This window comes from Agrococcus sp. UYP33, from assembly GCF_054060915.1.
This window is the reverse complement of record NZ_JBSSDR010000001.1, coordinates 1,984,780-2,007,479: the sequence shown is the minus strand read 5'-3', so window position 1 is coordinate 2,007,479 and position 22,700 is coordinate 1,984,780. Positions and strand designations below refer to the sequence as shown.

Genomic DNA, 22,700 nt, shown 5'->3' with positions numbered 1-22,700 from the left:
GTCACTCATCCATGACCGAGTCGGGCTGGATGTCGATCTTCGCGCCGGTCAGCTTCGCCGCCAGGCGGGCGTTCTGGCCCTCCCGGCCGATCGCGAGCGAGAGCTGGAAGTCGGGCACGAGCGCGCGCACCGCCTTCGTCTTCTCGTCGAGCATGAACGCGTCCGACACCCGCGCGGGGCTCAGCGCGCTCGCGACGAAGGCGGGCAGGTCCTCGGAGTAGTCGACGATGTCGACCTTCTCGTCGCCGAGCTCCGCCTGCACCGCGCGCACGCGGGCGCCGAGCTCGCCGATGCACGCGCCCTTCGCGTTGATGCCGGGGCGGGTGGCGCGCACGGCGATCTTCGTGCGGTGGCCGGCCTCGCGCGCGATCGCGACGATCTCGACGGCGCCGGAGGCGATCTCGGGCACCTCGAGCGCGAAGAGCCGGCGCACGAGCGACGGGTGGGTGCGGCTCACGGTGACCTGCGGGCCGCGCTGGCCGCGCTCGACCTTCGTGATGTAGACGCGCATCCGCTGACCGTGCTTGTACTCGGCGCCCGGCACCTGCTCCTCGGGCGGCAGCAGCGCCTCCATGTCGTCGCCGAGCTTGACGTGGACCATGCGCGGGTTCGTGCCCTGCTGGACGACGCCGGCGATGATGTCGCCCTCGCGGTCCTTGTAGGCCCCCAGCACGGTCTCGTCGCTCTTGTCGCGCAGCGCCTGGAAGATGACCTGCTTCGCGGCGGATGCGGCGATGCGGCTGAAGTCCTCGGTGGTCGCGATCGACTCGCCGATGCGGTTGCCGTCCTCGTCGAGCTCGGGCTCGAAGAGCGTCACCTCGCCGGTCGCGCGGTCGACCTCGACGCGCGGCTGCGGCGCCGCGGCGTCGTGCTTCTCGCCCGAGCGGAGGTGCGCCTGCAGGATCGCCTGCTCGATGATGTGGATCAGGGCGTCCGAGGAGATCTCCCGCTCGCGCTCGACGGTCTTCAGCACGGTCAGATCGATCTTCACTTGTGGGCTCCTTGTTCCGCGTCCATCCGGCATCCGATGCCGACCGATCAGTCTAGCGCCAGAGGGGCGACCCGGGAACTAGTCTGGCCCGCATGAGCTTCGACGACCTCGTGCTGACGACCGGCGACTTCTGGTGGACGTGGGTGGTCCTGCCCGTGCTCGCCGTGCTGGGCATCTACTTCACGATCCGGACCGGCGTCGTGCAGCTGCGCCTGCTGCCGTCGATGTTCCGGGTGCTCACCGACAAGACGCCGAAGGCGCGCGACGGCAGCAACCAGTCGGTGTCGTCGTTCCAGGCGTTCACGATCTCGGCGGCGAGCCGCGTCGGCGTCGGCAACATCGCCGGTGTCGCGACCGCCATCGCGATCGGCGGACCGGGTGCGGTGTTCTGGATGTGGACGATGGCGTTCGTCGGCGGCGCCTCGTCGTTCATCGAGTCGACGCTCGCCCAGCTGTACAAGCACCGCGACGCCGACGGCTTCCGCGGCGGGCCCGCGTACTACATGCAGCGGGGCCTCGGCGCCCGCTGGATGGGCATCCTGTTCGCCGTCATCCTCATCGTCTGCTTCCCGTTCGCGTTCTCGTCGCTGCAGGCGAACACGATCGTCGCCACGGTGACCTCCACGATCGGGTCGGACGCTGCATGGCTCCCGTGGGCGATCGGCGCCGTCGTCGCCGTGCTGACGGGCCTCATCGTGTTCGGCGGGGTCCGCCGCATCGCGAAGGTGACGGAGTCGCTCGTCCCCGCGATGGCGCTGCTCTACCTGCTGCTCGGGCTCATCATCGTCGGCATGAACATCACCGAGGTGCCGCGCGTGCTCGGCGAGATCTACGCCGGCGCGTTCGGCTTCCAGCAGGTCGCCGGCGGCGCGATCGGCACGATCATCATGCAGGGCGTCAAGCGAGGCATGTTCTCGAACGAGGCCGGCCTGGGGTCGGCGCCGAACGGCGCGGCATCCGCGGCGGTCACGCACCCGGCGAAGCAGGGCCTCGTGCAGACGCTCGGCGTCTACTTCGACACCTTCCTCGTCTGCTCGATCACGGCGTTCATCATCCTGGTCTCCACGCCAGACCTCACCGGCGCCGAAGGCGGCATCGGGCTCACCTTCGACGCCGTGACGGGCGAGCTCGGCGCGTGGGCGGGGGTCGCGCTGTCGCTCATCGTCTTCCTGCTCGCGTTCTCGTCGATCATCGGCAACTACTACTACGGCGAGTCGAACATCGAGTTCATCACGGAGAGCCGCGTCGCGCTCACCGCCTACCGCGTGCTCGCGGTGGCCGCGGTGCTGGGCGGATCGGTCGTCGCCACCGCGACCATCTGGAACACCGCGGACCTCCTCATGGGCGTCATGGCGATCGTGAACCTGGTCGCCATCGCGCTGCTCTCGCGCGTCGCCTTCCGGCTGCTGCGGAACTTCGACGAGCAGCGCAAGGCGGGCAAGGATCCCGTCTTCACGCGCGACATGCTGCCGGACGTCCGCGGTGTCGAGGTGTGGGAGGACGCCGAATCGGTCACCGGCCAGTGGACGATCGCCGATGCGGCTCCCGGGCGCACGGCGCCCGAGGCCGGCGCCGGGCGCCAGGCCTAGCGCCCCAGCGCCTCCTCCAGCGCGTCGAGCGCGACCTGCTGCCGCTCCCCCGTCGCCCGGTCCCAGACGTCGACGAGCCCCTCGTGCGCGTCGCGGCCGACGATGACGATCTGCGGCACGCCGATGATCTCGGCGTCGCCGAACTTGACGCCTGGCGAGACCTTGGGGCGGTCGTCGAAGAGCACCTCGAGCCCGCGCGCCTCGAGGCCCGCGATCACGGTCTCGGCGACCTCGAAGGCGCGCGCGTCCTTGCCGGTGGCGACGACGTGCACGTCGAACGGCGCGATCTCGCGCGGCCAGATGATGCCCTTCTCGTCGTGCGACCGCTCGACGATCGCCGCGAGGTTGCGCGTGACGCCGATGCCGTAGGAGCCCATCGTGACGGTGACGAGCTTGCCGTTCTGGTCGAGCACCTTGAGGCCGAGCGCCTCGGCGTACTTGCGGCCGAGCTGGAAGACGTGGCCGACCTCCATGCCGCGCTCGAGCGTGACGGGACCGGAGCCGTCGGGCGCGGGGTCGCCGGGGCGCACGTCGGCGGCCTCGACCCATCCGTCGCCCGCGAAGTCGCGGCCCGCGACGAGCCCGAAGACGTGCTTGCCCGGCTCGTTCGCGCCGGTGATCCAGCTCGAGCCGTCGACGACGCGCTTGTCGAGCAGGTAGCGGATGCCGGTCGAGGCCTCCTCGCCGAGCACCGCGCCCGCGGTCGACCACGGCCCGATGTAGCCCTTCACGAGGCCCGGGTTGGCCGTGAAGTCGTCCTCGTCGGCCGCGGTGACGTCGGCGGGCTGGAACGCCACCTCGACGCGCTTCTGGTCGACCTCGCGGTCGCCGGGCAGGCCGATGACGACGAGCTCGCGGCTGCCGTCGAGGTGCGTGAGCCGCAGCACGACGTTCTTCAGCGTGTCCGCCGCCGTCCATGCACGGCCGTCCTCGCGCGGGAAGCGCGCGTTCGCGTCGGCGACCAGGGTGTCGATCGTGGGCGTGTCGGGGGTGTCGCGCACGACCGCCGCGGGCTGGCCCTCGATGGGGAGCGGCTCGGGCGCCACCGTCTCGAACGCCTCGACGTTCGCGGCGTAGCCGCCTGCCGAGCGCACGATCGTGTCCTCGCCGACGGGCGTCGGGTGCAGGAACTCCTCGGACTTCGAGCCGCCCATCGCACCCGCGTCGGCCGAGACGATCACGTACTCGAGGCCGAGGCGCTGGAAGATGCGCTCGTAGGCGTCGCGCTGGCGCTGGTAGGAGGCGTCGAGGCCGGCGTCGTCGACGTCGAACGAGTAGGCGTCCTTCATCGTGAACTCGCGCGCCCGCAGCAGGCCCGCGCGGGGCCGCGCCTCGTCGCGGTACTTGTCCTGGATCTGGAAGATCGTCAGCGGCAGCGCCTTGTAGCTCGAGACGAGGTCCTGCACGAGCAGCGTGAAGACCTCCTCGTGCGTGGGGGCGAGCAGGTGGTCGGCGCCCTTGCGGTCCTGCAGGCGGAAGATGCCGTCGCCGTACTCGGTCCAGCGGCCGGTGCGCTCGTAGGGCTCGCGCGGCAGCAGGCCGGGGAACAGCACCTCCTGCGCGCCCGCGGCCTCCATCTCCTCGCGCACGACCCGCTCGATGTTGCGGCGCACGCGCAGGCCGAGCGGCAGCCACGAGTAGAGCCCGGCGCCGGCGCGGCGGATGTAGCCCGCGCGCAGGAGCAGCCGGTGGCTCGCGACCTCGGCCTCGGCCGGGTCCTCGCGGAGGGTGGTGAAGAAGAGCTCGGAGAGGCGGATCACCCTGCGAGTCTAGGGACTCGCCGGTGTCGCGGGCTCACGGTGTCGCGGGCTCACCAGGGGCGGTCGACGCCGGTGCCGCCGCCGTCCTCGCCCTGGTCGTACTGGTCCTGCTGCTGCTGCTCCTCCTGCGCGTCCTGGTTCTGCTCCTCGAGCTGCTCCTCGGGCGTCTGCGGCTCGCCCTCGCTGTCGCCCTCGCCCTCGCCCTCGCCGTCGCCGTCGCCGGACGGGTCCTCGATCTTCTCCTCGATGCGCGGGGTCGCGGCCTCGAGCTGCTCGGCGGTGTCGGCCTCGTTCGGCAGCGGCTCGTCGAGGCAGCCGTCCGGCACCCCGTCGATGAGCGCGAGCGCCTCGCCGTAGAAGCCGTTCGCGGTCTGCGCGTCGTCGGCCTCGCGCGCGACGTCGCCCTGCTTCTCGATCGTGGTGACGAGCGAGGCGACGATGATGCAGTGCTCGTGCACCTGCGGCGGCGTGACGGGCTCGCCGTGCAGCTCGAGCGACCGCTCGAGCGCCGCGCGGCCCTCCTCGAGCGATCCGGCCATCGCCAGGCTCACGCCGAGGTCGAACGGGCCCTTCCACGGCTCGACCCAGTTCCACAGGTCGAGCCCGCGGGCCGCCTCGGCGCCCTGCGCGTAGGCGCGCGCCTCGAAGCGGTCGATCGCGGTCTGCGACAGCACGTTGACGCTGATGAGCTTCGTCGCGACGACGAGCACCGCGAGCGCCACGGGGATGAGCCCGAGCATGAGCCACCAGCGCAGCGTGCGGCGCTGGCCGTCGGTGAGCACACGACGACGGCGGGTCATCGCGACCCCTCCCTGCTGAGGATCCCGCGGGTCCCGCGGAGCGAGCGGGCGAGGCTGAGCGCCTCCCACGCGAGCAGCAGCGCGATCGGCACGCCGAGCACCCAGGCGATCTCGAGCCGCGCCTCCTCGGTGCGGTCGAGGTTCGCCTCGCCGTCGGCCGCCGCCATCGGGCCGAGCGCGTCGGCGATGGGCAGGCCCGGCGCGCGGTGCAGGTAGGTGATGCCGAGCTGGTCGGCGATCGCGCCGAGCTGCCCCTCGTCGATGCGTGAGAGCGCGTCGCCGCCGGCGGGGTCCTGCACGTACTGGTCCTGCGCGGCGGGGTCGAAGCTCGACACCCGCATCCGCCCGCCCTGCTCGGTGCCGTAGCCGAGCACGAGCCCGCGGTCGACGAGCCCGGCGACGTCGTCGAACGACTGCGGCTGATCCTCGGCGGTGTGCTCGCCGTCGCCGAGGTAGAACACGATCGCGGGCGAGTCCGGCTCGGCCGCCTGGCTGCGCTCGAGCTCGGTCTTGAGCAGGTCGTGGGCGACGGCGACGGAGGTGCCGCGCGACTGCTGCGCGATCTCCGGGCGCAGCGCCCGCACCATCTCGATCACGGCGGAGCCGTCGTCGGTGAGCGGCACCCGCAGGATCGCCTGCGAGTCGAAGGAGATGACCGAGAGGTCGGCGCCGGCGAAGGCGCGCGCGATCTCGACGACGTCCTCCTGCATGCCGGTCAGCCGAGGGTCGCTCCCCCAGTCCTCGGCGGCGATCGACTGCGACGTGTCGATCATGATGAACACGCGAGCCTGGATGGTCGCGGTGGGCACCTCGCCGCCGGGCAGGGCGGGCCGGAAGGCCATCGCGACCGCGAGCAGCACGAGCAGCGAGCGCCGCAGCCACGCGAGGCGGCGGCCGCGCACCGCGACGAGCTGCCAGAGGCAGAGCGCGAGCATCGCGACGCCGAGCACGGCGACGACGATCGGCAGGGTCGGGTGGAAGGTGATCACAGGCGCACCCTCCAGGCTGCGAGGCAGACGCCCGCGACGAGCACGAGCACGATGAGCGGCAGGGCGCCTGGCCGGTCGATGATCTGCACCTGCGGCGGGGTCTCGATGTAGCCGGCCTCGATCGCATTGACGCGGTCGACGATCTGCGGCACGGTCTGGGCGAAGTCGAGTGCGAAGTAGGCGCCGCCGGTGCCCTCGGAGACCTCGCGCAGCTCCTGCGAGGCCATGTCGCCGCCGAAGTCGAACGGGTTGATCGCGTACACCCGCACCTCGTTGTCGACGGCGAGCTGGCCGGCCTGCGGCAGCGAGAAGATCTGCTGGCCGTTCACGACGTTGTCGGTCGCGAGGATGATCGACCGCGGCCGCTCGCTCGCCTCGAGGTCGGCGAAGTCGAGCACGCACGAGGCGAGCCCGTCGCCGACGAGGGATGCGCCGAGGCCGCTCGCGGTGCCCGCGAGGTAGTTGAACTGCTCGTCGGGGCCGAGCGTGCCGCTCAGCGCCCGCTGGTAGCGGCCGAGCTGGCCGGCGATGTACTCGTAGTCGCTCGTGAGCGGGAAGGCCATGACGCTCGACGCGTCGAAGATGCGCATGCCGATGCGCTCGCCGTCGAGCTCGGACGCGATCTGCTGGTAGACGCCGAGGATCTCGGCGTCGACGTCGACCATCGACCCGGAGACGTCGAGGCACAGCACGATGTCGCGCTTGTAGTCCTCCTCCTGGTTCGCGCTGATGCCGGACGGGCGCGAGCCGATCGCGCCGGCGACCGCGACCCCGACGAGCGACGCGACGAGCGCGCCGCCGATCCAGAGCCGGTAGCGCAGCAGCGCGCCGCGGAACGCGGCGAGCGACGTCATCCGGTCGACGTGGGCGACGGGCAGGCCGCGATCGCGCTTGCGCCGCGGCAGCCAGAGCCCGAGCGCGGCGAGCAGCAGCCCGATGCCGATCGCGATCGGGAGCACCCACGGCCACAGCAGCGTCACATCCACGTCGACACCACCTGGCGCGCGGAGGCGATCGCCGCATCCGGGTCGTGCTTCGCCGCGCGCCGGAACGACGACGGGTAGTACTGCTCGACCGCGCCGTGCACGCTCGGCAGGTCGGCGCCCTGCAGGTCGCGCAGGGTCATCACCTCGGCGACGACGCCGGTGGACTCGTGCGCGAAGAAGCGCAGCACGAGGCTGAGCCGCTGCGCGAGGCCGCGGGCGTCGAGATCGCCGCGCTCGTGCTCCTCGGCGACCTCCTCGATCATCCCGAGGTACTTCTGCTTGACGCTGCGCACGTCGATCGGCACGGGCGGCGGGGGCGGCGGCTCGAGGATGCCGCGGGGGCGCGTCCAGAGCCACGCGAAGGCGTAGGCGGCCAGCACGAGCAGCAGCGCGGCCGCGCCGAGCAGCCACCACGGGCCGTAGCCGAACGGCCCGTACGTGTCGGGTGCCGGCAGCTGCGCGAGCGCCGCCGCCAGGGAGTGGACCAGATCAGCGGCGCGCACGGCGGTGCCTCTCGAGCAGCCGGAACAGCCCGCCGATCGCGCCGGCGCTGTCGCCGATGCGCACCGAGGCGATGCCGAGGGTGCGCAGGCCCGCCTCGAGCCGCTGGCGCCGCTCGGCGGTGGCCTCGTCGAACGCCCTGCGGAGCCCGCGGTCGCGGCGCAGGAACGGCGGCAGGCCGAGCCCGGAGTCGACGCCGACGAGCTCGCGGTGGTCGCGGTGGCGCGACATGAGGTCGGCGTCGCCGATCGACACCCACAGCACCTCGTGCCGGGTGTGGAGCCTGCCGAGGTGCACGTCGAGGTCGTGCGTGTAGGCGAGGTCGTCGGCGATCACGACGATGATCGAGCGCCGGCGCATCCGCCGCACGGCCTGCCCGAGCACGCCCTCGAGGTCGGAGCGCGGCCCCTCGAGCGCGATCGTCTCGTCGACGCGGCGCAGCATGCGCTCGAGGTGCGACTCGGAGCCGCCCTCCTGCATGCTCTCGAGCCGGTCGGCGTCGCCCATGAGCAGGCCGACGCGGTCGCCGTGCCGGGTCGCCAGGTAGCCGAGCACGCCCGCGACGAGGATCGCGATCTCCTGCTTCGTCTCCCCCGACTCCGCCGTCGCCGCCATGTTGCGGCCGGAGTCGACCACGAGCAGCAGGGTGTGCTGCCGCGACGCGATGTACCGCTTCACGAGCGGCACGTGGCTGCGCGCGGTCGCCTTCCAGTCGATGTCCTTGACATCGTCGCCCGGCTGGTACTCGCGCAGGTCGTCGAAGTCGTGGCTGCGGCCGTGGTGGATCGACGCGTACTCGCCGTCGAGCAGCTCGAGGGTGCGGCGGTGCGCGTGGATCGACATGGTGGTCTTCACCTTGCGCAGTCGTCGCTCCACGACGGGTCCTACGGGGTCCGCACAGCGGCGAAGATCGCGTCGATGATCTCCTCGCTCGTCACGCCGTCGGCCTCCGCCTCGTAGCCGAGGATGAGGCGGTGCCGCAGGATGGCGTGCCGCAGGTCCTTGACGTCCTCCGGGATCACCCAGTCGCGGCCCTGCACGAGCGCGAGCGCGCGCGACGCCTGCGCGAACGACAGCGAGCCGCGCGGGCTCGCGCCGTACTCGATGTAGCCGGCGAGCTGCGCGCCGATGTAGTCCTTCGCGTGCCGCGTCACGTACATGAGCTGTACGACGTAGTTCGTGATCGCCTGGTCGACGTAGACCCGCTTCACGAGCGCCTGCAGGAAGCGCACGTCGTCGAGCGACGCGACCGGCTCGTCCGGTGCCTCGAAGACGCCCGTCTCGGCGCGGCGCACGATCTCGGCCTCCTCCGTCGGCGACGGGTAGGTGAGGATCTCCTTCAGCAGGAAGCGGTCGAGCTGCGCCTCGGGCAGCGTGTAGGTGCCCTCCTGCTCGATCGGGTTCTGCGTCGCGAGCACGAGGAACGGCTCCGGCAGCCGGTGCGTCTCCCCGCCGATCGAGGTCTGGCGCTCCTGCATCGCCTCGAGCATCGCCGACTGCGTCTTCGCGCTCGAGCGGTTGATCTCGTCGAGCAGCACGAAGTTGGCGTGCACCGGCCCGAGCTGCGTGCGGAAGTCGCCCGAGTGCTGGTCGTAGATCTGGGTGCCGACGATGTCGCTCGGCAGCAGGTCGGGGGTGCACTGGATGCGGTGGAACGACGCCGTCACCGATCGCGCGAGCGTCGCGGCGGCGGTGGTCTTCGCGAGCCCCGGCACCGACTCCATGAGCACATGGCCGCCCGTGAGCAGCGCGACGAGCAGCGAGCGCAGCAGCTGGTGCTGGCCGACGACCGTCGACTGGAACGACTGCTCGACCGCGCGGATGATGCGCTTCGCGCGCTCCAGCTCCTCGGGCGTGATGGGGTCCCGGCCGGGGACTGCGTTCGACACGGGCGCTCCTTCTGGCATGGTGGCGGCGGCGGTCGCCTCGCTCACGGTACCCGGCGGCCGGTGCGAGCCGCTGGACGGCCGCTGGACGGAGCGTCGTCGTCGGCGCCGCCGCCCGTCCGACGGGTGGCGAGCACCGCCGCGATCGCGACCGTCGCGATGACCGGCAGCATCGCGAGGTTGAGGCCGCCGTAGCCGGCGAGCCCGAGCAGCGGACCGGCCGCCGCCCCCGCGGCGGCGCCCGCGAGGCCCATCACGAGGTCGCTGCGCCCCTGCAGCGCCGGCCGCAGCGCCGGCACGACGGCGCCCGCGACGATCGTCGACCCGGCGACCGTCGCGGCGCTCCAGCCGAGGCCGAGCAGCGCGAGCCCCACGGGCGCGAGGTCGGGCCCGAGCAGCAGGTTCGCGATGACCGACGAGAGCAGGATCACGGCGCCCAGCAGCGTCGTCGCGCGCGGGCCGACGCGGTCGGTCAGCCAGCCGAAGACCGGCGAGAGCGCGTACATGCCGGCGGTGTGGGCGCTCATCGTGAAGCCGATGAGCGCGAGCGCGTGGCCGGCGTGCTCGAGGTGCACGGGCGTGAGCGCCATCACGCCGACCATCGTGGCGTGGGCGGCGGCGACCGCGACGACGGCCGCGACCGCGCGCGGGTGGTCGCGCAGCCGCAGCCGAGCGGTCGGGCCGACCGCGGCGGGCGCGTCGGCGCGGCTCTCGAGCAGCGGGTCCGGCCGCAGCAGCAGCCACAGCACCGCCGCCATGAGCGCGGTCGCGGCGCCGGAGATGACGTAGGCGCCGACGAGGTGCGGCAGCCCGAGCGCCGTGCCGAGCGCGTCGCCCGGCGCGATGAGGTTGGGGCCGACGATCACGCCGATCGTCGTCATCCAGACGACGAGGGCGAGGTCGCGCCCGCGCCGCGACGGCTGCGAGAGGTCGGTGGCGGCGAAGCGCGACTGCAGGTTGACGGCCATCGCGCCGCCGAGCAGCAGGAAGCCGGGCAGCACGATCCACGGCGAGCCGAGCGCGCCGCCGACCGCGAGCAGCACCGTGCCGACGAGCGCGAGCAGCGCGCCGGCGGTGAGGGCGATGCGCCGGCCGCGCCGGTGCGCGAGTCGCGCGAGCGGCAGCGCGAGCCCGGCGCCGCCGAGCGTGAGCAGCGTCGCGGCGAGCCCGGCGAGCTCCTCGCGCCCGGTCACCTGCGCGACGAGCAGTGAGCCGACGCCCAGGGCGACGCCGTTCGCGACGCCGCCGAGCGCCTGCACCGCCGACAGCACCACGAGGGTGCGGCGCTGCGACGGGTGCGGTGCGCCTGCGGCGGTCACGGCAGGCTCAGGCCGTGACGACGGTGGCCTCGCCCGCGGGCAGGCCCTGCTCGGCGGCGAGCTTCCGCGCCTCCTCGATGAGCGTCGGCACGATGAGCGCCTCGGGGACGGTCTTGACGACCTCGCCCTTGATGAAGATCTGCCCCTTGCCGTTGCCGGACGCGACGCCGAGGTCGGCCTCGCGGGCCTCGCCCGGACCGTTGACGACGCATCCCATGACGGCGACGCGCAGCGGCACCTGCACGTCCTTGAGGCCCTCGGTGACCGCGTCGGCGAGCGAGTAGACGTCGACCTGCGCGCGGCCGCACGACGGGCACGACACGATCTCGAGCTTGCGCTCGCGGAGGTTGAGCGACTGCAGGATCTGCAGGCCGACCTTGATCTCCTCGGCGGGCGGGGCCGAGAGCGAGACGCGGATGGTGTCGCCGATGCCCTCGGCGAGCAGGATCGCGAAGGCCGTCGACGACTTGATCGTGCCCTGGAACGCCGGGCCCGCCTCCGTGACGCCGAGGTGCAGCGGCCAGTCGCCGCGCTCGGCGAGCATCCGGTAGGTCTTCACCATGACGACCGGGTCGTTGTGCTTGACCGAGATCTTGAAGTCGTGGAAGTCGTGCTCCTCGAACAGGCTCGCCTCCCAGACCGCCGACTCGACGAGCGCCTCGGGCGTCGCCTTGCCGTACTTCTCGAGCAGGCGCGGGTCGAGCGAGCCGGCGTTGACGCCGATGCGCAGGCTCACGCCCGCGGCCTTCGCGCGCTTCGCGATCTCGCCGACCTGGTCGTCGAACTTGCGGATGTTGCCCGGGTTGACGCGCACGGCGGCGCAGCCCGCGTCGATCGCCTGGTAGACGTACTTCGGCTGGAAGTGGATGTCGGCGATGACCGGGATCTGGCTCTTCTTCGCGATGATGTGCAGCACATCCGCGTCGTCCTGGCTCGGCACCGCGACGCGCACGATGTCGCAGCCGGTCGCCGTCAGCTCGGCGATCTGCTGGAGCGTCGCGTTGATGTCGGTGGTCTTCGTCGTGGTCATCGACTGCACCGAGACGGGCGCGTCACCGCCGACGAGCACCTTGCCGACCTTGATCTGCCTGCTCTTGCGACGGGGCGCGAGCGTGAGCGGCTCGGGCTTGCCGAGATTGATGGCTGCCATGGTCGCAAGCCTACGCGCGCTGGCCCTGAGAGCCGCGCCGCCCGACCGCCGGGCCGGTCGCCGGGTCCGGGACTGCGATGATCGAGGCGTGATCACGGCAGCAGCGGACGGCTCCTCCCTCGGCAATCCCGGGCCCACCGGCTGGGGCTGGTACATCGACGATGCCCGCTGGGCGGCCGGCGGCCAGCGGCAGGGCACGAACAACATCGGCGAGCTCTCGGCGGTGATCGACCTGCTGCAGCAGACCGAGGGCGTCGACGAGCTGCTGATCCTGTGCGACAGCCAGTACGTCATCAAGTCGATCACGCAGTGGATGCCCGGCTGGAAGCGCAAGGGCTGGCGGAAGGCCGACGGCAAGCCGGTGATGAACCGCGAGCTGCTCGAGGAGCTCGACCGCCTCATGACGGCGCGGAAGGCGGCCGGCGGCGTGGTGCGCTTCGAGTGGGTGCGCGGCCACGCGGGGCATCCGCTCAACGAGGAGGCCGACCGGCTCGCGAACGGCGCCGCGACCGCCTACCAGCGCGGCGCGGTGCCGGATGCGGGACCCGGGTTCGGCGGCGTGACGCGCGCGCCCGCGCCGCCTGCCGCTGCCACGCCCGCGCCGGGACCCGCAGCGCCCACGCCGGCACCCGCTCGGCCGTCGACGTCCGTCGGCCTGTTCGACGACCTCGACGGCTTCGGGGCCGACGACGTCCTCCCGGCCGCCGAGCCCGCCGCCGACCCCGACGAGGCGGCCGTCGTGCGCCTCGAGCGGGAGCTGCTGCGCGACGACGTGCGCGCCGACCGCGCGCGCGTCGCGGCGCTGCTGCATCCCGAGTGGGAGGAGATCGGCGCGTCGGGCCGCCGCTGGAGCCGCGAGCAGCTGCTCGCCGAGGTCGCCCCGCTCCCCTCGCCGGTCGAGCTCGAGCTGCTCGCCGCCCACCGCGTCGCAGCCGACGCGCTCCTCATCGTCTGGCGCGGCACGGGCGCGACCGAGGCGCTGCGCAGCTCGCTGTGGGTGCGCGCCGACGGGAGCTGGCGCCAGCGGTTCCACCAGGGCACGCCGCTGCAGGGATAGCCGCTGCCACGATCGCATCTGGTGGCGACGCGGCGACCGGAGTTCAGTGGGCGGTGCCCACGAGCCCGCTGCACCGCAGCCCCTGCCGCTCGCGGCCACGGGATGGAGGATGCGGATGGTGCCCGAACCGGATGATCAGGCGCTCAAGGCGAAGCATCGGACGATGTGGGCCTCGGGCGACTACCCGACCATGGTCGAGACGTTCCTGCTGCCCCTCGGGCCGCGGCTCGTGGCCGCCGCGGGCGTCGAGGCCGGCGCGCGCGTGCTCGACGTCGCGGCCGGCACCGGCAACGCGTCGCTCCCCGCGGCCGCCGCCGGCGCCGAGGTGACGGCGAGCGACCTCACGCCCGAGCTGCTCGAGGCCGGCCGCCGCCGTGCCGAGGAGGCCGGGCTGCAGCTCGCGTGGGTGGAGGCCGACGCCGAGCTTCTGCCGTTCGCGGACGCGTCGTTCGACGTCGTGCTGTCGTCGATCGGCGTCATGTTCGCCCCGCACCACCAGGCAGCGGCCGACGAGCTCGTGCGCGTGTGCGCGCCCGGCGGCACCGTCGCGCTGCTGAGCTGGACGCCGGAGGGGATGCTCGGTGCGCTCTTCCGCACGATGAAGCCGTTCGCGGCGCCGCCGCCCTCGGGCGCGCAGCCCCCGCCGCTCTGGGGCAGCGAGGCGCACCTCGCCGAGCTGTTCGGCGACCGGGTCCGGTTCCACACGCTCGAGCGCGACACGCTCCAGATCACCGCCTTCGCGCAGCCGCGCGACTACGCCGTGCACTTCAAGGCCAACTACGGCCCGACGATCGCGGCCCGCGCGAACGCCGAGCGCGAGGGCAGGGCAGAGGAATTCGACGCCGCCCTCGACGCGTTCTGCGACGAGTGGGATCGCGGCTCGGACGGCCGCGCCCGGTTCGAGAAGGAGTACCTGATCGCGGTCGGCACCCGCAGCGCGTAGAAGGCCTAGCCGCCGAAGACGCTGATCGGCTTGACGATGTCGGCGTAGATGAGCAGCGCGCTCATGACGCCGAGCACGCCGGTGACGACGAGCGTCACCGGCACCCACTTCGCGGTGTCGAGCGGCTTCGCGACCGTGCCGCGCAGCCGCGCCCACCCGCGGCGCACGGCGTCGACGATGGCGCCCAGCACGTGGCCGCCATCGAGCGGCATGAGCGGGATGAGGTTGAAGACGAAGAGCGCCACGTTGAGGCTCGCCAGCAGCTGCACCATCGCGCTCACGCGCTCGAGCACCGGCACCTGGTCGAGCGCGGCGATCTCGCCCGCCATGCGCCCGACGCCGACGACCGACATGGGGCCGTTCGGGTCGCGCTCCCCCGGCCCGAACGCGGCCTCGGCGACGTCGACGAGTCGCTGCGGCAGGTTGAGGATGAGCTCGCCGACGCGCACGACGTTGTCGCCGACCGCGGGGAGCACGGCGGATGCGGGCTGCTGCTCGATGACGTAGAGCGGCCCGACGCCGACGAAGCCGATGGTCTCGGTGACCGGGGCGCCGCCCGACTCGACGCGCTCGCCGCGGTCGTCGAAGACGTAGCGCTCGGTGGCGAGCGGCGTGACCTCGAGGGCGAGCTCGCGGCCGTCGCGCTCGATGTCGAACGACGTCGCGACGCCGGCGCGGTCGCGGATCGCGGCCTGCACGTCGGCCCAGCCGGCGACGGGCTGCCCGTCGATGCGCACGATCGTGTCGCCTGGCAGCATGCCGGCGGCCGCGCCGGGCGCCTCGGGATCGCCGGGCGCGCACTCGGTGCGCTCCTCGGTCGCCGAGATCACGCACTCCGAGACCGCCGAGACGGTCGTCGACGGCACGGCGATGCCGAACCCGCACAGCACGAGCGCGTAGAGCACGGTCGCGAGCAGCAGGTTCATGGTCGGCCCGCCGAGCATGATGACGATGCGCTTCCAGGTCGCGAGCCGCCAGAAGGCCCGGTGCTCCTCGCCCTCGTGGATCGTCTCGGCGCTCGAGTCGCGCGCGTCCTGCACGAGCGTGTCGAGGAACCCGGTCGAGGCGTCGCGCGACTCCCCGCCCGGCCGCAGCGGCGGGAACATGCCCGACATCGAGATGTAGCCGCCGAGCGGGATGGCCTTGACGCCGTACTCCGTCTCGCCCTTGCGGAACGAGAGGAGGGTCGGGCCGAAGCCGATCATCCACTGGCCCACGCGCACGCCGAACGCCTTCGCGGGCCACAGGTGGCCCAGCTCGTGCAGGCCGATCGATACGGCGAGGCCGATGACGACGACGAGCACGCCGACGATGTAGAGCAGCACGGGTTCCATCGCCGCTCAGGCTAGCCGCATAGCCGATGTCCCTACGCTGTGGCGCATGGCAGGCGCCCCAGCATCGACCCGCGCGAGGGCGGTCGCCGAGCGCATCCCCAAGCAGGCATCCGACGGCCGCGGCATCGTGCTCGGCGTGGTCGGCCTCGCGCTCGTGCTGCTGCTCGCCTGGATCATGACCCGGCCGGACGCCGACCCGGTCCGGCAGACGGCGACCGTCGAGGGCGGCGTGCCCGGGCCCGTCGGGTCGTGGAGCGGCGAGCAGCTCGAGCACGCGGCGATCGTCATGCGCGCCGGCCGCGACCTCGGCATGACCGAGCGCGACGTGCAGGTCGCGGTGATGACCGCGATGGGCGAGTCGAGCCTGCGGGTGCTCGACCGCGGCGACGACGCCGGCCCCGACTCGCGCGGCCTGTTCCAGCAGCGCGACCCGTGGGGGCCCTACGAGGTGCGCATGGACGCCTACGGCTCGGCCGTGCTCTTCTACCGAGCGCTCGCGGAGGTCGGCGGGCGCGACGCGATGGAGCCGACGCTCGTCGCGCACGCGGTGCAGATCAACCGCGATCCGAACCACTACGCCCGCTGGTGGGACGACGCGGCCGAGGTGGTCGCGGCGATCGACCGGGCGGGCGTCGTGGTGGTCGTCGAGCGGGCCTAGGGCTACCGGCCGACGCCGCAGACGTCGTCGGCGACGCGGCGCGCCCAGCGCTCCGCCTGCAGGACGAGCTCGAGCGTCAGCTCGCCGGGCTCGTGCTGCTCGAGCACCCGCTCGATCGCGGGGATGATGTCGAGGAAGCCGATCTCGCCGGCGTGGAAGGCGTGCACCGCCTGCTCGTTCGCGGCGTTGAAGACGGCCGGGTAGGTGGAGCCGAGCTGCCCGACCCGCTTCGCGAGCGCCACCGCGGGGAAGGCGGTCTCGTCGAGCGGCTCGAACGTCCAGCTCGAGGCGGTCGTCCAGTCGAGCGGCGCCCCGACGCCGGGCACCCGGTGCGGCCAGTCGAGGCCGAGCGAGATCGGCAGCCGCATGTCGGGCGGCGAGGCCTGCGCGATCGTCGAGCCGTCGGCGAACTCGACCATCGAGTGCACGATCGACTGCGGGTGCACCGTGACGTCGATCTGCGCGAGCGGGACGTCGAACAGCAGGTGCGCCTCGATCACCTCGAGTCCCTTGTTCACGAGCGTCGCGGAGTTCGTCGTCACCATCGGCCCCATGTCCCACGTGGGGTGGGCGAGCGCCTCCGCGGGGTCGACGTCGGCCATCCGCTCGCGGGACCAGCCGCGGAACGGCCCCCCGGATGCCGTCAGCACGAGGCGACGCACCTCCCCGTGGTCGCCCGCGCGCAGGCACTGGGCGATGGCCGAGTGCTCCGAGTCGACCGGCACGATCTGGCCGGGCGCCGCCCGCCGCATGACGAGGTCGCCGCCGGCGATGAGCGACTCCTTGTTCGCGAGCGCGAGCGTCCTGCCCGCGTCGAGCGCGGCGAGCGTGGGCGCGAGCCCGACCGAGCCGGTGATGCCGTTGACCACGACGTCGCAGTCGACCGACTCGATCATCGTCACGGCCGCGTCGGCGCCGAGGGCCGCCTCGCCGCCGAAGGCCGCCTGCTGCGCCTCGAGCCCCGCCCGGTCGCTGCCGGCGACGAGCCCGACGACCTCGAAGCGGTCCTGGTTGGCGCGGATGACGTCGAGCGTCTGCGTGCCGATCGACCCGGTCGAGCCGAGGATGATGACGCGGCGGCGCATCAGCGCTCCCCCTGCTCGCCCGCGACGACGATGGTGGGCTCGTGCAGCACCGGGAAGGCGACGGACGAAGCGATGAAGCAGTCGCGGCCGGCCTGCCCGTGCGCGTCGAGCGCATCCGCCGCCCGCGCGGCGTCGGTGATCGTCACGACGGGGTGCAGCACCGCCTCGGTGAAGCGGCCGCCGGAGCCCTCGGTCACCATCGTGCCGGTCGCGGCGTCGCGGTAGGCGGTGACGACGATGCCGCGGCTCGCCGCCTGGTGCAGGTACGAGAGCATGTGGCACTGCGCGAGCGCGGCGAGCAGCAGCTGCTCGGGGTTGTGGCGCCCGCGATCGCCGCGGAAGGTCCTGTCGGCGGAGCCGAGGATGTCGGGGAGCCCGTCGACGCGGACGACGTGGTCGCGAGCGTAGGAGCGGTACGTGCTCGTGCCCTCGTCGCCGGCCCCGGTCCACTCGACCTCGACGGCGTAGGCGTGCTGCATCGGCATGGCATCAGCGTAGGCGTCGCACGCTCCCGGCTCGCTGCCCGGCGTAGGATCGAGCGCATGACCGACATCGCCATCTCCGCGCCGTCCCGCTCCGTCGTCACCGAGATCCCCGGCCCGAAGAGCCGCGCGCTGCTCGAGCGCAAGGCCAAGGCGGTGCCGCAGGGCATCCCCCACCAGCTGCCCGTCTTCATCGAGTCCGCGCACGACGCGATCATCACCGACGTCGACGGCAACCGCTTCATCGACCTCGGCTGCGGCATCGGCGTGACCACCGTCGGCCACACGAACGACGCCGTCGTCGCCGCCGTGCGCGAGCAGGTCGGCAAGCTCACGCACTCGCTGTTCGGGACCACGCCCTACGAGCCGTACGTGCGCGTCGCCGAGTACCTCGCCGCGCACACCCCCGGCGACCACGACAAGAAGACGTTCTTCGTCAACTCCGGCTCGGAGGCCGTCGAGAACGGCGTCAAGGTCGCCCGCAAGTTCACCGGCCGCCGCGCGGTCGCCGTCGTCGAGCACGGCTACCACGGCCGCACGAACCTGACGATGACCATGAACTACAAGCCGGCCCCGTACGCGACCGGCATGGGCCCGCTCGCGTCCGACATCTTCCACGCGCCGGGCTCCTACCCGCTGCAGGACCAGCTCGACGGCGTCGAGGCCGCCGAGCGCACCCAGTACTACCTCGAGAAGCACGTCGGCGTCTCCGACCTCGCGTGCCTCGTCATCGAGCCCATCCAGGGCGAGGGCGGCTTCATCGTGCCCGCCGACGGCTACCTGCCGGCGATGCAGGAGTGGTGCACCGCGAACGGCGTCGTCATGATCGCCGACGAGGTGCAGTCCGGCATCTGCCGCACCGGCACGACGTTCGCCTCAGAGCAGCTGGGCTGGGTGCCCGACATGGTGCTCTCGGCGAAGGGCATCGCGGGCGGCCTGCCGCTCGCCGGCGTCACCGGCCGCGCCGAGATCATGGACTCCGTGCACGTCGGCGGCATCGGCGGCACGTTCGGCGGCAACCCGGTCGCGTGCGCCGCTGCGGTCGCGGTCTTCGAGCAGATCGAGGCGAACGACCTCAACGCCGAGGCGCAGCGCATCGAGCGCGTCCTGCGCCCGCTGCTCGACGGCCTCGCCGAGCAGCACCCCGAGATCATCGAGGTGCGCGGTCGCGGCGCGATGCTCGCGATCGAGTTCATCGACCCCGAGTCGGGCGCGCCCATCCCGACCGCGCCGATCTCGCAGGCGGCGGGCCTCGACGGCGTGCTCGTGCTCACGGCCGGCACCGACTACAACGTGCTGCGCTTCCTGCCGAGCCTGAAGATCACCGACGACCAGCTGCGCGAGGCCGTCGACGTCATCGGCCGCGCGATCGCCTCGACGAAGTCCGTGTGATGCTCGTCGGGGTCCCGCGCGAGACCAAGGCCGACGAGGCGCGCGTCGCGCTGACGCCCGCCGGTGCGGCGGAGCTCGTCGCCCGTGGCCACGAGGTCGTCGTCGAGGCCGGCGCGGGCCTCGGCAGCGGGATCCCGGACGAGGCCTACGTCGCGGCCGGCGCGCGCACCGTCGCGACGGCCGCCGAGGCGTGGGCCTCGGAGCTCGTCGTGAAGGTCAAGGAGCCGACGCCCGCGGAGCTCGGCTTCCTGCGCGACGACCTGACCCTCTTCACCTACCTGCACCTCGCGGCGTCCCCGGAGCTCGCGCAGGCGCTGCTCGAGCGCGGCACGACGGCGATCGCCTACGAGACGGTGCGCGCGCCCGACGGGTCGCTGCCGCTGCTCGCGCCGATGAGCGAGGTCGCCGGCCGGCTCTCGGTCACGCAGGGCGCGTCGCTCCTCACCGCGCCGGCGGGCGGCGCCGGGTTGCTGCTCGGCGGCGTGCCGGGCACGCGCGCGGGTCACACCGTCGTGCTGGGCGGCGGCGTCGCAGGCACCGCGGCCGTCGAGATGGCGGTCGGCCTCGGCTCGCGCGTCACCGTGCTCGACGTCTCGCTGCCGCGGCTGCGCCAGTTCGACGTCGTCTACGGCGGACGGGTGCAGACGCTGCACTCCAACCTCGTCACCGTGGCCGAGTCGGTCGCCGACGCCGACCTCGTGATCGGCTCGGTGCTCATCCCCGGGGCGAAGGCGCCCAAGCTCGTCACGAGCGCGATGGTCGAGGGCATGCGCCCCGGCTCGGTGCTCGTCGACATCGCGATCGACCAGGGCGGCTGCTTCGCCGACTCGCGGCCGACGACGCACCGCGAGCCGACGTTCCGCGTGCACGGCTCGGTCTTCGCGTGCGTCGCGAACCTGCCGGGCGCGGTGCCGCGCACCTCGACGTCGGCGCTCACGAATGCGACGCTCGCGGCGACCACGCGGATCGCCGACCTCGGCTGGCGCGAGGCGCTGCGGGCGGATGCTGGTCTCGCACAGGGCCTCAACACGAGCGGCGGGCAGGTCGTCCACCCGGGCGTCGCCTCGTCGCTCGGCGCTCAGGCCGTGCCGGTCGCCTCGCTGCTCGGGTAGCGCAGCCGCTCGAGGCGCCCGTCGGCGAGCACCCACGCGGGTGCTGCGCGCATCGGCGGCGCCGGCGGCGCGTTGCGCAGCACCTGCCGGAGCGCCCGCTCGTCGACGCCGAGCACGACGACCGGCCGGTCTGCCCGCAGCCGGTCGAGCTCGCCCCACGCCGCCTCCCACTCGGCGACGGTGCCCGCGACGACGTCGCCGGGCTGGCCGGGCCGCGCCGCCTCGCGGGCGACCGCGGGCATCGCCGCGGCCGGCCCGAGCACGATCGCAGCGCGGCCGGTCGGCATCGGCACCGAGCGCGGCGCCCGGCGCGGCGCCCGCTCCTCCGCGATCGCGAGCTGGATGCGCTCGTCGCGCAGCCAGCCCGCCCCGGGTGGCAGCGTGCCGTCGTGCAGCGCGCCGGCGCCGCCCGCCACGAGGTGCTCCTGGCGGCTGGCGATCCGCAGCAGGATGCGCAGCTCGGCGAGCGGCGCGAGCTGCCCCATCGCGCTCGAGGCGCGCCGCGCGGTGAGCGCGACCGGCGCCCCCTCGCGCATCCTGCGCGCGAGCAGCTGCACGACGATCGCCTGCTGCTCCTCCGCCAGCCGGGCGAGCTGCAGGTCGAGGTCGTCGACGACGAGCGGCGCGGCGCCCGCGCGCTCCGTCTGCGGCTCCCACAGCGCGTCCCAGAGCGCATCTTCGCGGTCGACGACCGGGCAGCCGAGCTGCGTCGCGAGCAGGTCGGCGAGCCCCGTCCTGCCGCTCGCCGCGCCGCCGATCGCGAGCAGCGGCCCGTCGGTCGCGGGCCGCCACCGGGCAGGGGCGACGCGCTGCTCGGCCGGCAGGTCGACGAGCCCGAGGCGGATGCCGTCACCCGGTACGGCCGCGAGCGGGAGCCGCTCGGGCAGCGGCTCGCACCACGGCCGCGGCGGGCGCGGCTGCCCGGCAGCAGCGGCGACGAGCCGCGCGAGGTGCGCCGGGGAGGCGATGGCCCCCTGCGCCGTGCACGTCGCGCCGCCGCTCACGCGGACGACGCATCGTCCGCGCGCCTCGAGCGGGATCGCGGCCGCCTCGGCGGTGCCGGTGATCGCGAGCGCGTCGTGCGGCTCGGTCACCCGCAGCGAGATCCGGATGCCGCAGTTCGCGAGCAGCGCGTCGCGCACGGCCTCGGCGGGCCGCTGCGTGCACAGCACGAGGTGCACGCCGAGCGAGCGACCGCGCGCGGCGAGGTCGACGAACAGCCGGTGCAGGTCGGGCAGCTCCTGCAGCATCGCCGCGAACTCGTCGACGACGATCACGAGCCGCCCGAGCCCCGCCGCCTCGTCGACCGCACGCGCCCCCTGGGCCGCGAGCATCCGCTCTCGCCGCCGGAGCTCGGCCCGCAGGCTCTCGATCGCGCGCCTCGCGCCCGCCTCGTCGAGGTCGGTCATGACGCCGACGCAGTGCGCGAGCGCCGCGATCGGCGCGAACGAGGCGCCGCCCTTGAAGTCGACGAGCAGGAACGCGACTTCGGCGGTCGACCTGCCCGTCGCCATGGCGGCGACCCAGGCGAGCAGCAGCTCGCTCTTGCCCGAGCCGGTCGTGCCGCCGACGACGGCGTGCGGGCCGTCGCGCACGAGGTCGAGCTCGATCGGCGCGTCGTCGGCGAGGAAGATCGCGGCGAGCCCGCCGGTCGCGACCGGCAGCGCCTCGAGCTCGACGCGCCCGGTCCCGCCCGCACCACGGATGCCCGCGTGCGCCGCGGCACGCGCGAGCAGCGCGACCGCGGCCGCCGCCTCCCGCTCGGCGAGCGCCACCGGAGCGCACGTGCGGTCGCCGGAATCCGACGGACGCAGCCGCGCGCGGTCGAGCGCGACGTACACCACGACGCGGCACTCGCGCGGCAGTGCCGACGCTACCGGTGCGATCGCCACCGTCGCCTCGAACCCCTCGCCCACGAGCCGCACGGTCGCGCCCGGCTCGCGGTGGAGCTGGTGCGGCGCCGCCGCGAGCCAGTCCCACGCCGGGTCGTCCGGCGCGATAAGCGCAGCGGCATCCGGCGGCACGGTCTCGAGCAGCTGCACGACCGCGGCTCGAGCGACGGCCAGGGCGATGGGCGCGGGCCCGACCAGCCCGAGCCCATCGCTCGCATCGACGAGCACCGGCCCGAGCAGCGTGGCGGCGGCGGAGCGCAGCCGCTCGGCTTCGGCCGCGGCGCCGATGCTGCGCACGAGCCGGTCGCTCGCGGGCACCGCGCCGTCGACGGCGACGCCCGAGGGCAGCGCGCCGATGCCGAGCACGATCGGGAGGCCGGCATCGCCCGCCACCGCCCGCCAGCGGTGCGGATCGTGCGCGGGCCGGGCCGCGAGCGCGCGAGGTCCCGGATGCGCGCGGGCGAGCGCCGCACGCCGCTCGTCGAGCGCGGCATCGACCCGGTCGGCGACCGCGGCGAGCTCCGCGCGCCAGCGCTCCTCCTCGCGCCGCCGACGCCGGCGCCGCACACGTCGCCCGTCGCCGAGGCTCGCGAGCGCGATCACGGGGCCGAGGAGCGCGAGCACGAGCACCGTCGGCGTCTGCAGCAGCAGCCAGAGCGCGCCGGCGCCGAGCACCGGGGCGAGGCTCGCGAGCAGCGGGAACGACGCGGGCTCGGGCTCCGACGGTGCCCGCGGCAGGGCGATGCGCGTCTCCATGCCGGCAGGATGGCCGCC

At 73.7% G+C, this 22,700-nt stretch carries 20 protein-coding genes; 6 read left to right on the top strand and 14 right to left on the bottom strand.

Translation table 11 applies throughout. The features are described 5' to 3' along the window. Position 1: 1 nt before the first annotated feature. Positions 2-991 (bottom strand): transcription termination factor NusA, encoded by a 990-nt coding sequence (gene nusA, locus ACVWW9_RS09820; RefSeq protein ID WP_354255291.1) that lies wholly within the window; start codon positions 989-991, stop codon positions 2-4. Positions 992-1,083: 92 nt separating this feature from the next. Between nusA and ACVWW9_RS09815 the strand changes: the two genes are divergently transcribed. After that, the gene (locus ACVWW9_RS09815) at positions 1,084-2,580 is read left to right on the top strand and encodes an alanine/glycine:cation symporter family protein (protein ID WP_456515336.1); all 1,497 of its coding nucleotides are present in this window, start codon (positions 1,084-1,086) and stop codon (positions 2,578-2,580) included. Here the strand turns inward: ACVWW9_RS09815 and ACVWW9_RS09810 are convergent. The 9 genes from ACVWW9_RS09810 to ispG are packed head-to-tail and all read right to left on the bottom strand — an operon-like array spanning position 2,577 to position 11,971. Then, the gene (locus ACVWW9_RS09810) at positions 2,577-4,340 is read right to left on the bottom strand and encodes a proline--tRNA ligase (RefSeq protein WP_456515335.1); all 1,764 of its coding nucleotides are present in this window, start codon (positions 4,338-4,340) and stop codon (positions 2,577-2,579) included. The genes ACVWW9_RS09815 and ACVWW9_RS09810 overlap by 4 nt on opposite strands. Positions 4,341-4,390: 50 nt before the next feature. Continuing rightward, on the bottom strand, positions 4,391-5,140 hold the full coding sequence (locus ACVWW9_RS09805) for a hypothetical protein (protein WP_456515334.1): 750 nt from the start codon (positions 5,138-5,140) through the stop codon (positions 4,391-4,393). Next, positions 5,137-6,129, bottom strand: a complete 993-nt coding sequence (locus ACVWW9_RS09800) for a VWA domain-containing protein (RefSeq protein ID WP_354255303.1) — start codon at positions 6,127-6,129, stop codon at positions 5,137-5,139. Before ACVWW9_RS09800 ends, ACVWW9_RS09805 begins: the two co-directional genes overlap by 4 nt. Then, complete coding sequence (locus ACVWW9_RS09795) at positions 6,126-7,115, bottom strand: vWA domain-containing protein (RefSeq protein WP_456515333.1); 990 nt, start codon at positions 7,113-7,115, stop codon at positions 6,126-6,128. Before ACVWW9_RS09795 ends, ACVWW9_RS09800 begins: the two co-directional genes overlap by 4 nt. After that, positions 7,106-7,618, bottom strand: a complete 513-nt coding sequence (locus ACVWW9_RS09790; RefSeq protein WP_456515332.1) for a hypothetical protein — start codon at positions 7,616-7,618, stop codon at positions 7,106-7,108. Before ACVWW9_RS09790 ends, ACVWW9_RS09795 begins: the two co-directional genes overlap by 10 nt. Continuing rightward, complete coding sequence (locus ACVWW9_RS09785) at positions 7,605-8,492, bottom strand: DUF58 domain-containing protein (RefSeq protein WP_456515331.1); 888 nt, start codon at positions 8,490-8,492, stop codon at positions 7,605-7,607. The genes ACVWW9_RS09790 and ACVWW9_RS09785 overlap by 14 nt, the downstream gene beginning before the upstream one ends. Positions 8,493-8,500: 8 nt before the next feature. Continuing rightward, the gene (locus ACVWW9_RS09780) at positions 8,501-9,523 is read right to left on the bottom strand and encodes an AAA family ATPase (protein ID WP_456515419.1); all 1,023 of its coding nucleotides are present in this window, start codon (positions 9,521-9,523) and stop codon (positions 8,501-8,503) included. 23 nt (positions 9,524-9,546) lie between these two features. Beyond that, complete coding sequence (locus ACVWW9_RS09775) at positions 9,547-10,821, bottom strand: MFS transporter (protein ID WP_456515330.1); 1,275 nt, start codon at positions 10,819-10,821, stop codon at positions 9,547-9,549. Positions 10,822-10,828: 7 nt separating this feature from the next. Then, positions 10,829-11,971 (bottom strand): flavodoxin-dependent (E)-4-hydroxy-3-methylbut-2-enyl-diphosphate synthase, encoded by a 1,143-nt coding sequence (gene ispG / locus ACVWW9_RS09770; protein WP_123697476.1) that lies wholly within the window; start codon positions 11,969-11,971, stop codon positions 10,829-10,831. An 88-nt stretch (positions 11,972-12,059) separates the two neighbouring features. Between ispG and ACVWW9_RS09765 the strand changes: the two genes are divergently transcribed. Both ACVWW9_RS09765 and ACVWW9_RS09760 read left to right on the top strand, forming a co-directional pair. After that, positions 12,060-13,028 (top strand): RNase H family protein, encoded by a 969-nt coding sequence (locus tag ACVWW9_RS09765; protein ID WP_456515329.1) that lies wholly within the window; start codon positions 12,060-12,062, stop codon positions 13,026-13,028. Between the two features lie 118 nt (positions 13,029-13,146). Further along, positions 13,147-13,971: a class I SAM-dependent methyltransferase gene (locus ACVWW9_RS09760; RefSeq protein ID WP_456515328.1), complete on the top strand. Its 825-nt coding sequence runs from the start codon at positions 13,147-13,149 to the stop codon at positions 13,969-13,971. Positions 13,972-13,976: 5 nt separating this feature from the next. Here ACVWW9_RS09760 and ACVWW9_RS09755 read toward each other — a convergent pair whose 3' ends face one another. Beyond that, positions 13,977-15,305, bottom strand: coding sequence for a M50 family metallopeptidase (locus ACVWW9_RS09755; RefSeq protein ID WP_456515327.1), 1,329 nt, complete (start codon positions 15,303-15,305; stop codon positions 13,977-13,979). Positions 15,306-15,351: 46 nt separating this feature from the next. On the opposite strand from ACVWW9_RS09755, the gene ACVWW9_RS09750 reads away from it, so the two are divergent. Then, positions 15,352-15,963 carry a peptidase M23 gene (locus ACVWW9_RS09750; protein WP_456515326.1) on the top strand — a complete coding sequence of 204 codons (612 nt, stop codon included), beginning with the start codon at positions 15,352-15,354 and terminating at the stop codon, positions 15,961-15,963. 2 nt (positions 15,964-15,965) lie between these two features. On the opposite strand, the gene dxr is transcribed toward ACVWW9_RS09750, so the two are convergent. Both dxr and ACVWW9_RS09740 read right to left on the bottom strand, forming a co-directional pair. Beyond that, positions 15,966-17,048: a 1-deoxy-D-xylulose-5-phosphate reductoisomerase gene (gene dxr / locus ACVWW9_RS09745; protein WP_456515325.1), complete on the bottom strand. Its 1,083-nt coding sequence runs from the start codon at positions 17,046-17,048 to the stop codon at positions 15,966-15,968. Further along, entirely contained in the window at positions 17,048-17,533 is a 486-nt protein-coding gene (locus ACVWW9_RS09740) for an OsmC family protein (protein WP_456515324.1), read from the bottom strand. The genes dxr and ACVWW9_RS09740 overlap by 1 nt, the downstream gene beginning before the upstream one ends. Before the next feature lie 57 nt (positions 17,534-17,590). Between ACVWW9_RS09740 and ACVWW9_RS09735 the strand changes: the two genes are divergently transcribed. Together ACVWW9_RS09735 and ald are read left to right on the top strand one after the other, a co-directional pair. Continuing rightward, on the top strand, positions 17,591-18,922 hold the full coding sequence (locus ACVWW9_RS09735; protein WP_456515323.1) for an aminotransferase class III-fold pyridoxal phosphate-dependent enzyme: 1,332 nt from the start codon (positions 17,591-17,593) through the stop codon (positions 18,920-18,922). Continuing rightward, the gene (gene ald, locus ACVWW9_RS09730; protein WP_354255339.1) at positions 18,922-20,034 is read left to right on the top strand and encodes an alanine dehydrogenase; all 1,113 of its coding nucleotides are present in this window, start codon (positions 18,922-18,924) and stop codon (positions 20,032-20,034) included. The genes ACVWW9_RS09735 and ald overlap by 1 nt, the downstream gene beginning before the upstream one ends. On the opposite strand, the gene ACVWW9_RS09725 is transcribed toward ald, so the two are convergent. Continuing rightward, positions 20,001-22,682, bottom strand: coding sequence for an FtsK/SpoIIIE domain-containing protein (locus ACVWW9_RS09725; protein WP_456515322.1), 2,682 nt, complete (start codon positions 22,680-22,682; stop codon positions 20,001-20,003). The genes ald and ACVWW9_RS09725 overlap by 34 nt on opposite strands. Between the last annotated feature and the right edge of the window lie 18 nt (positions 22,683-22,700).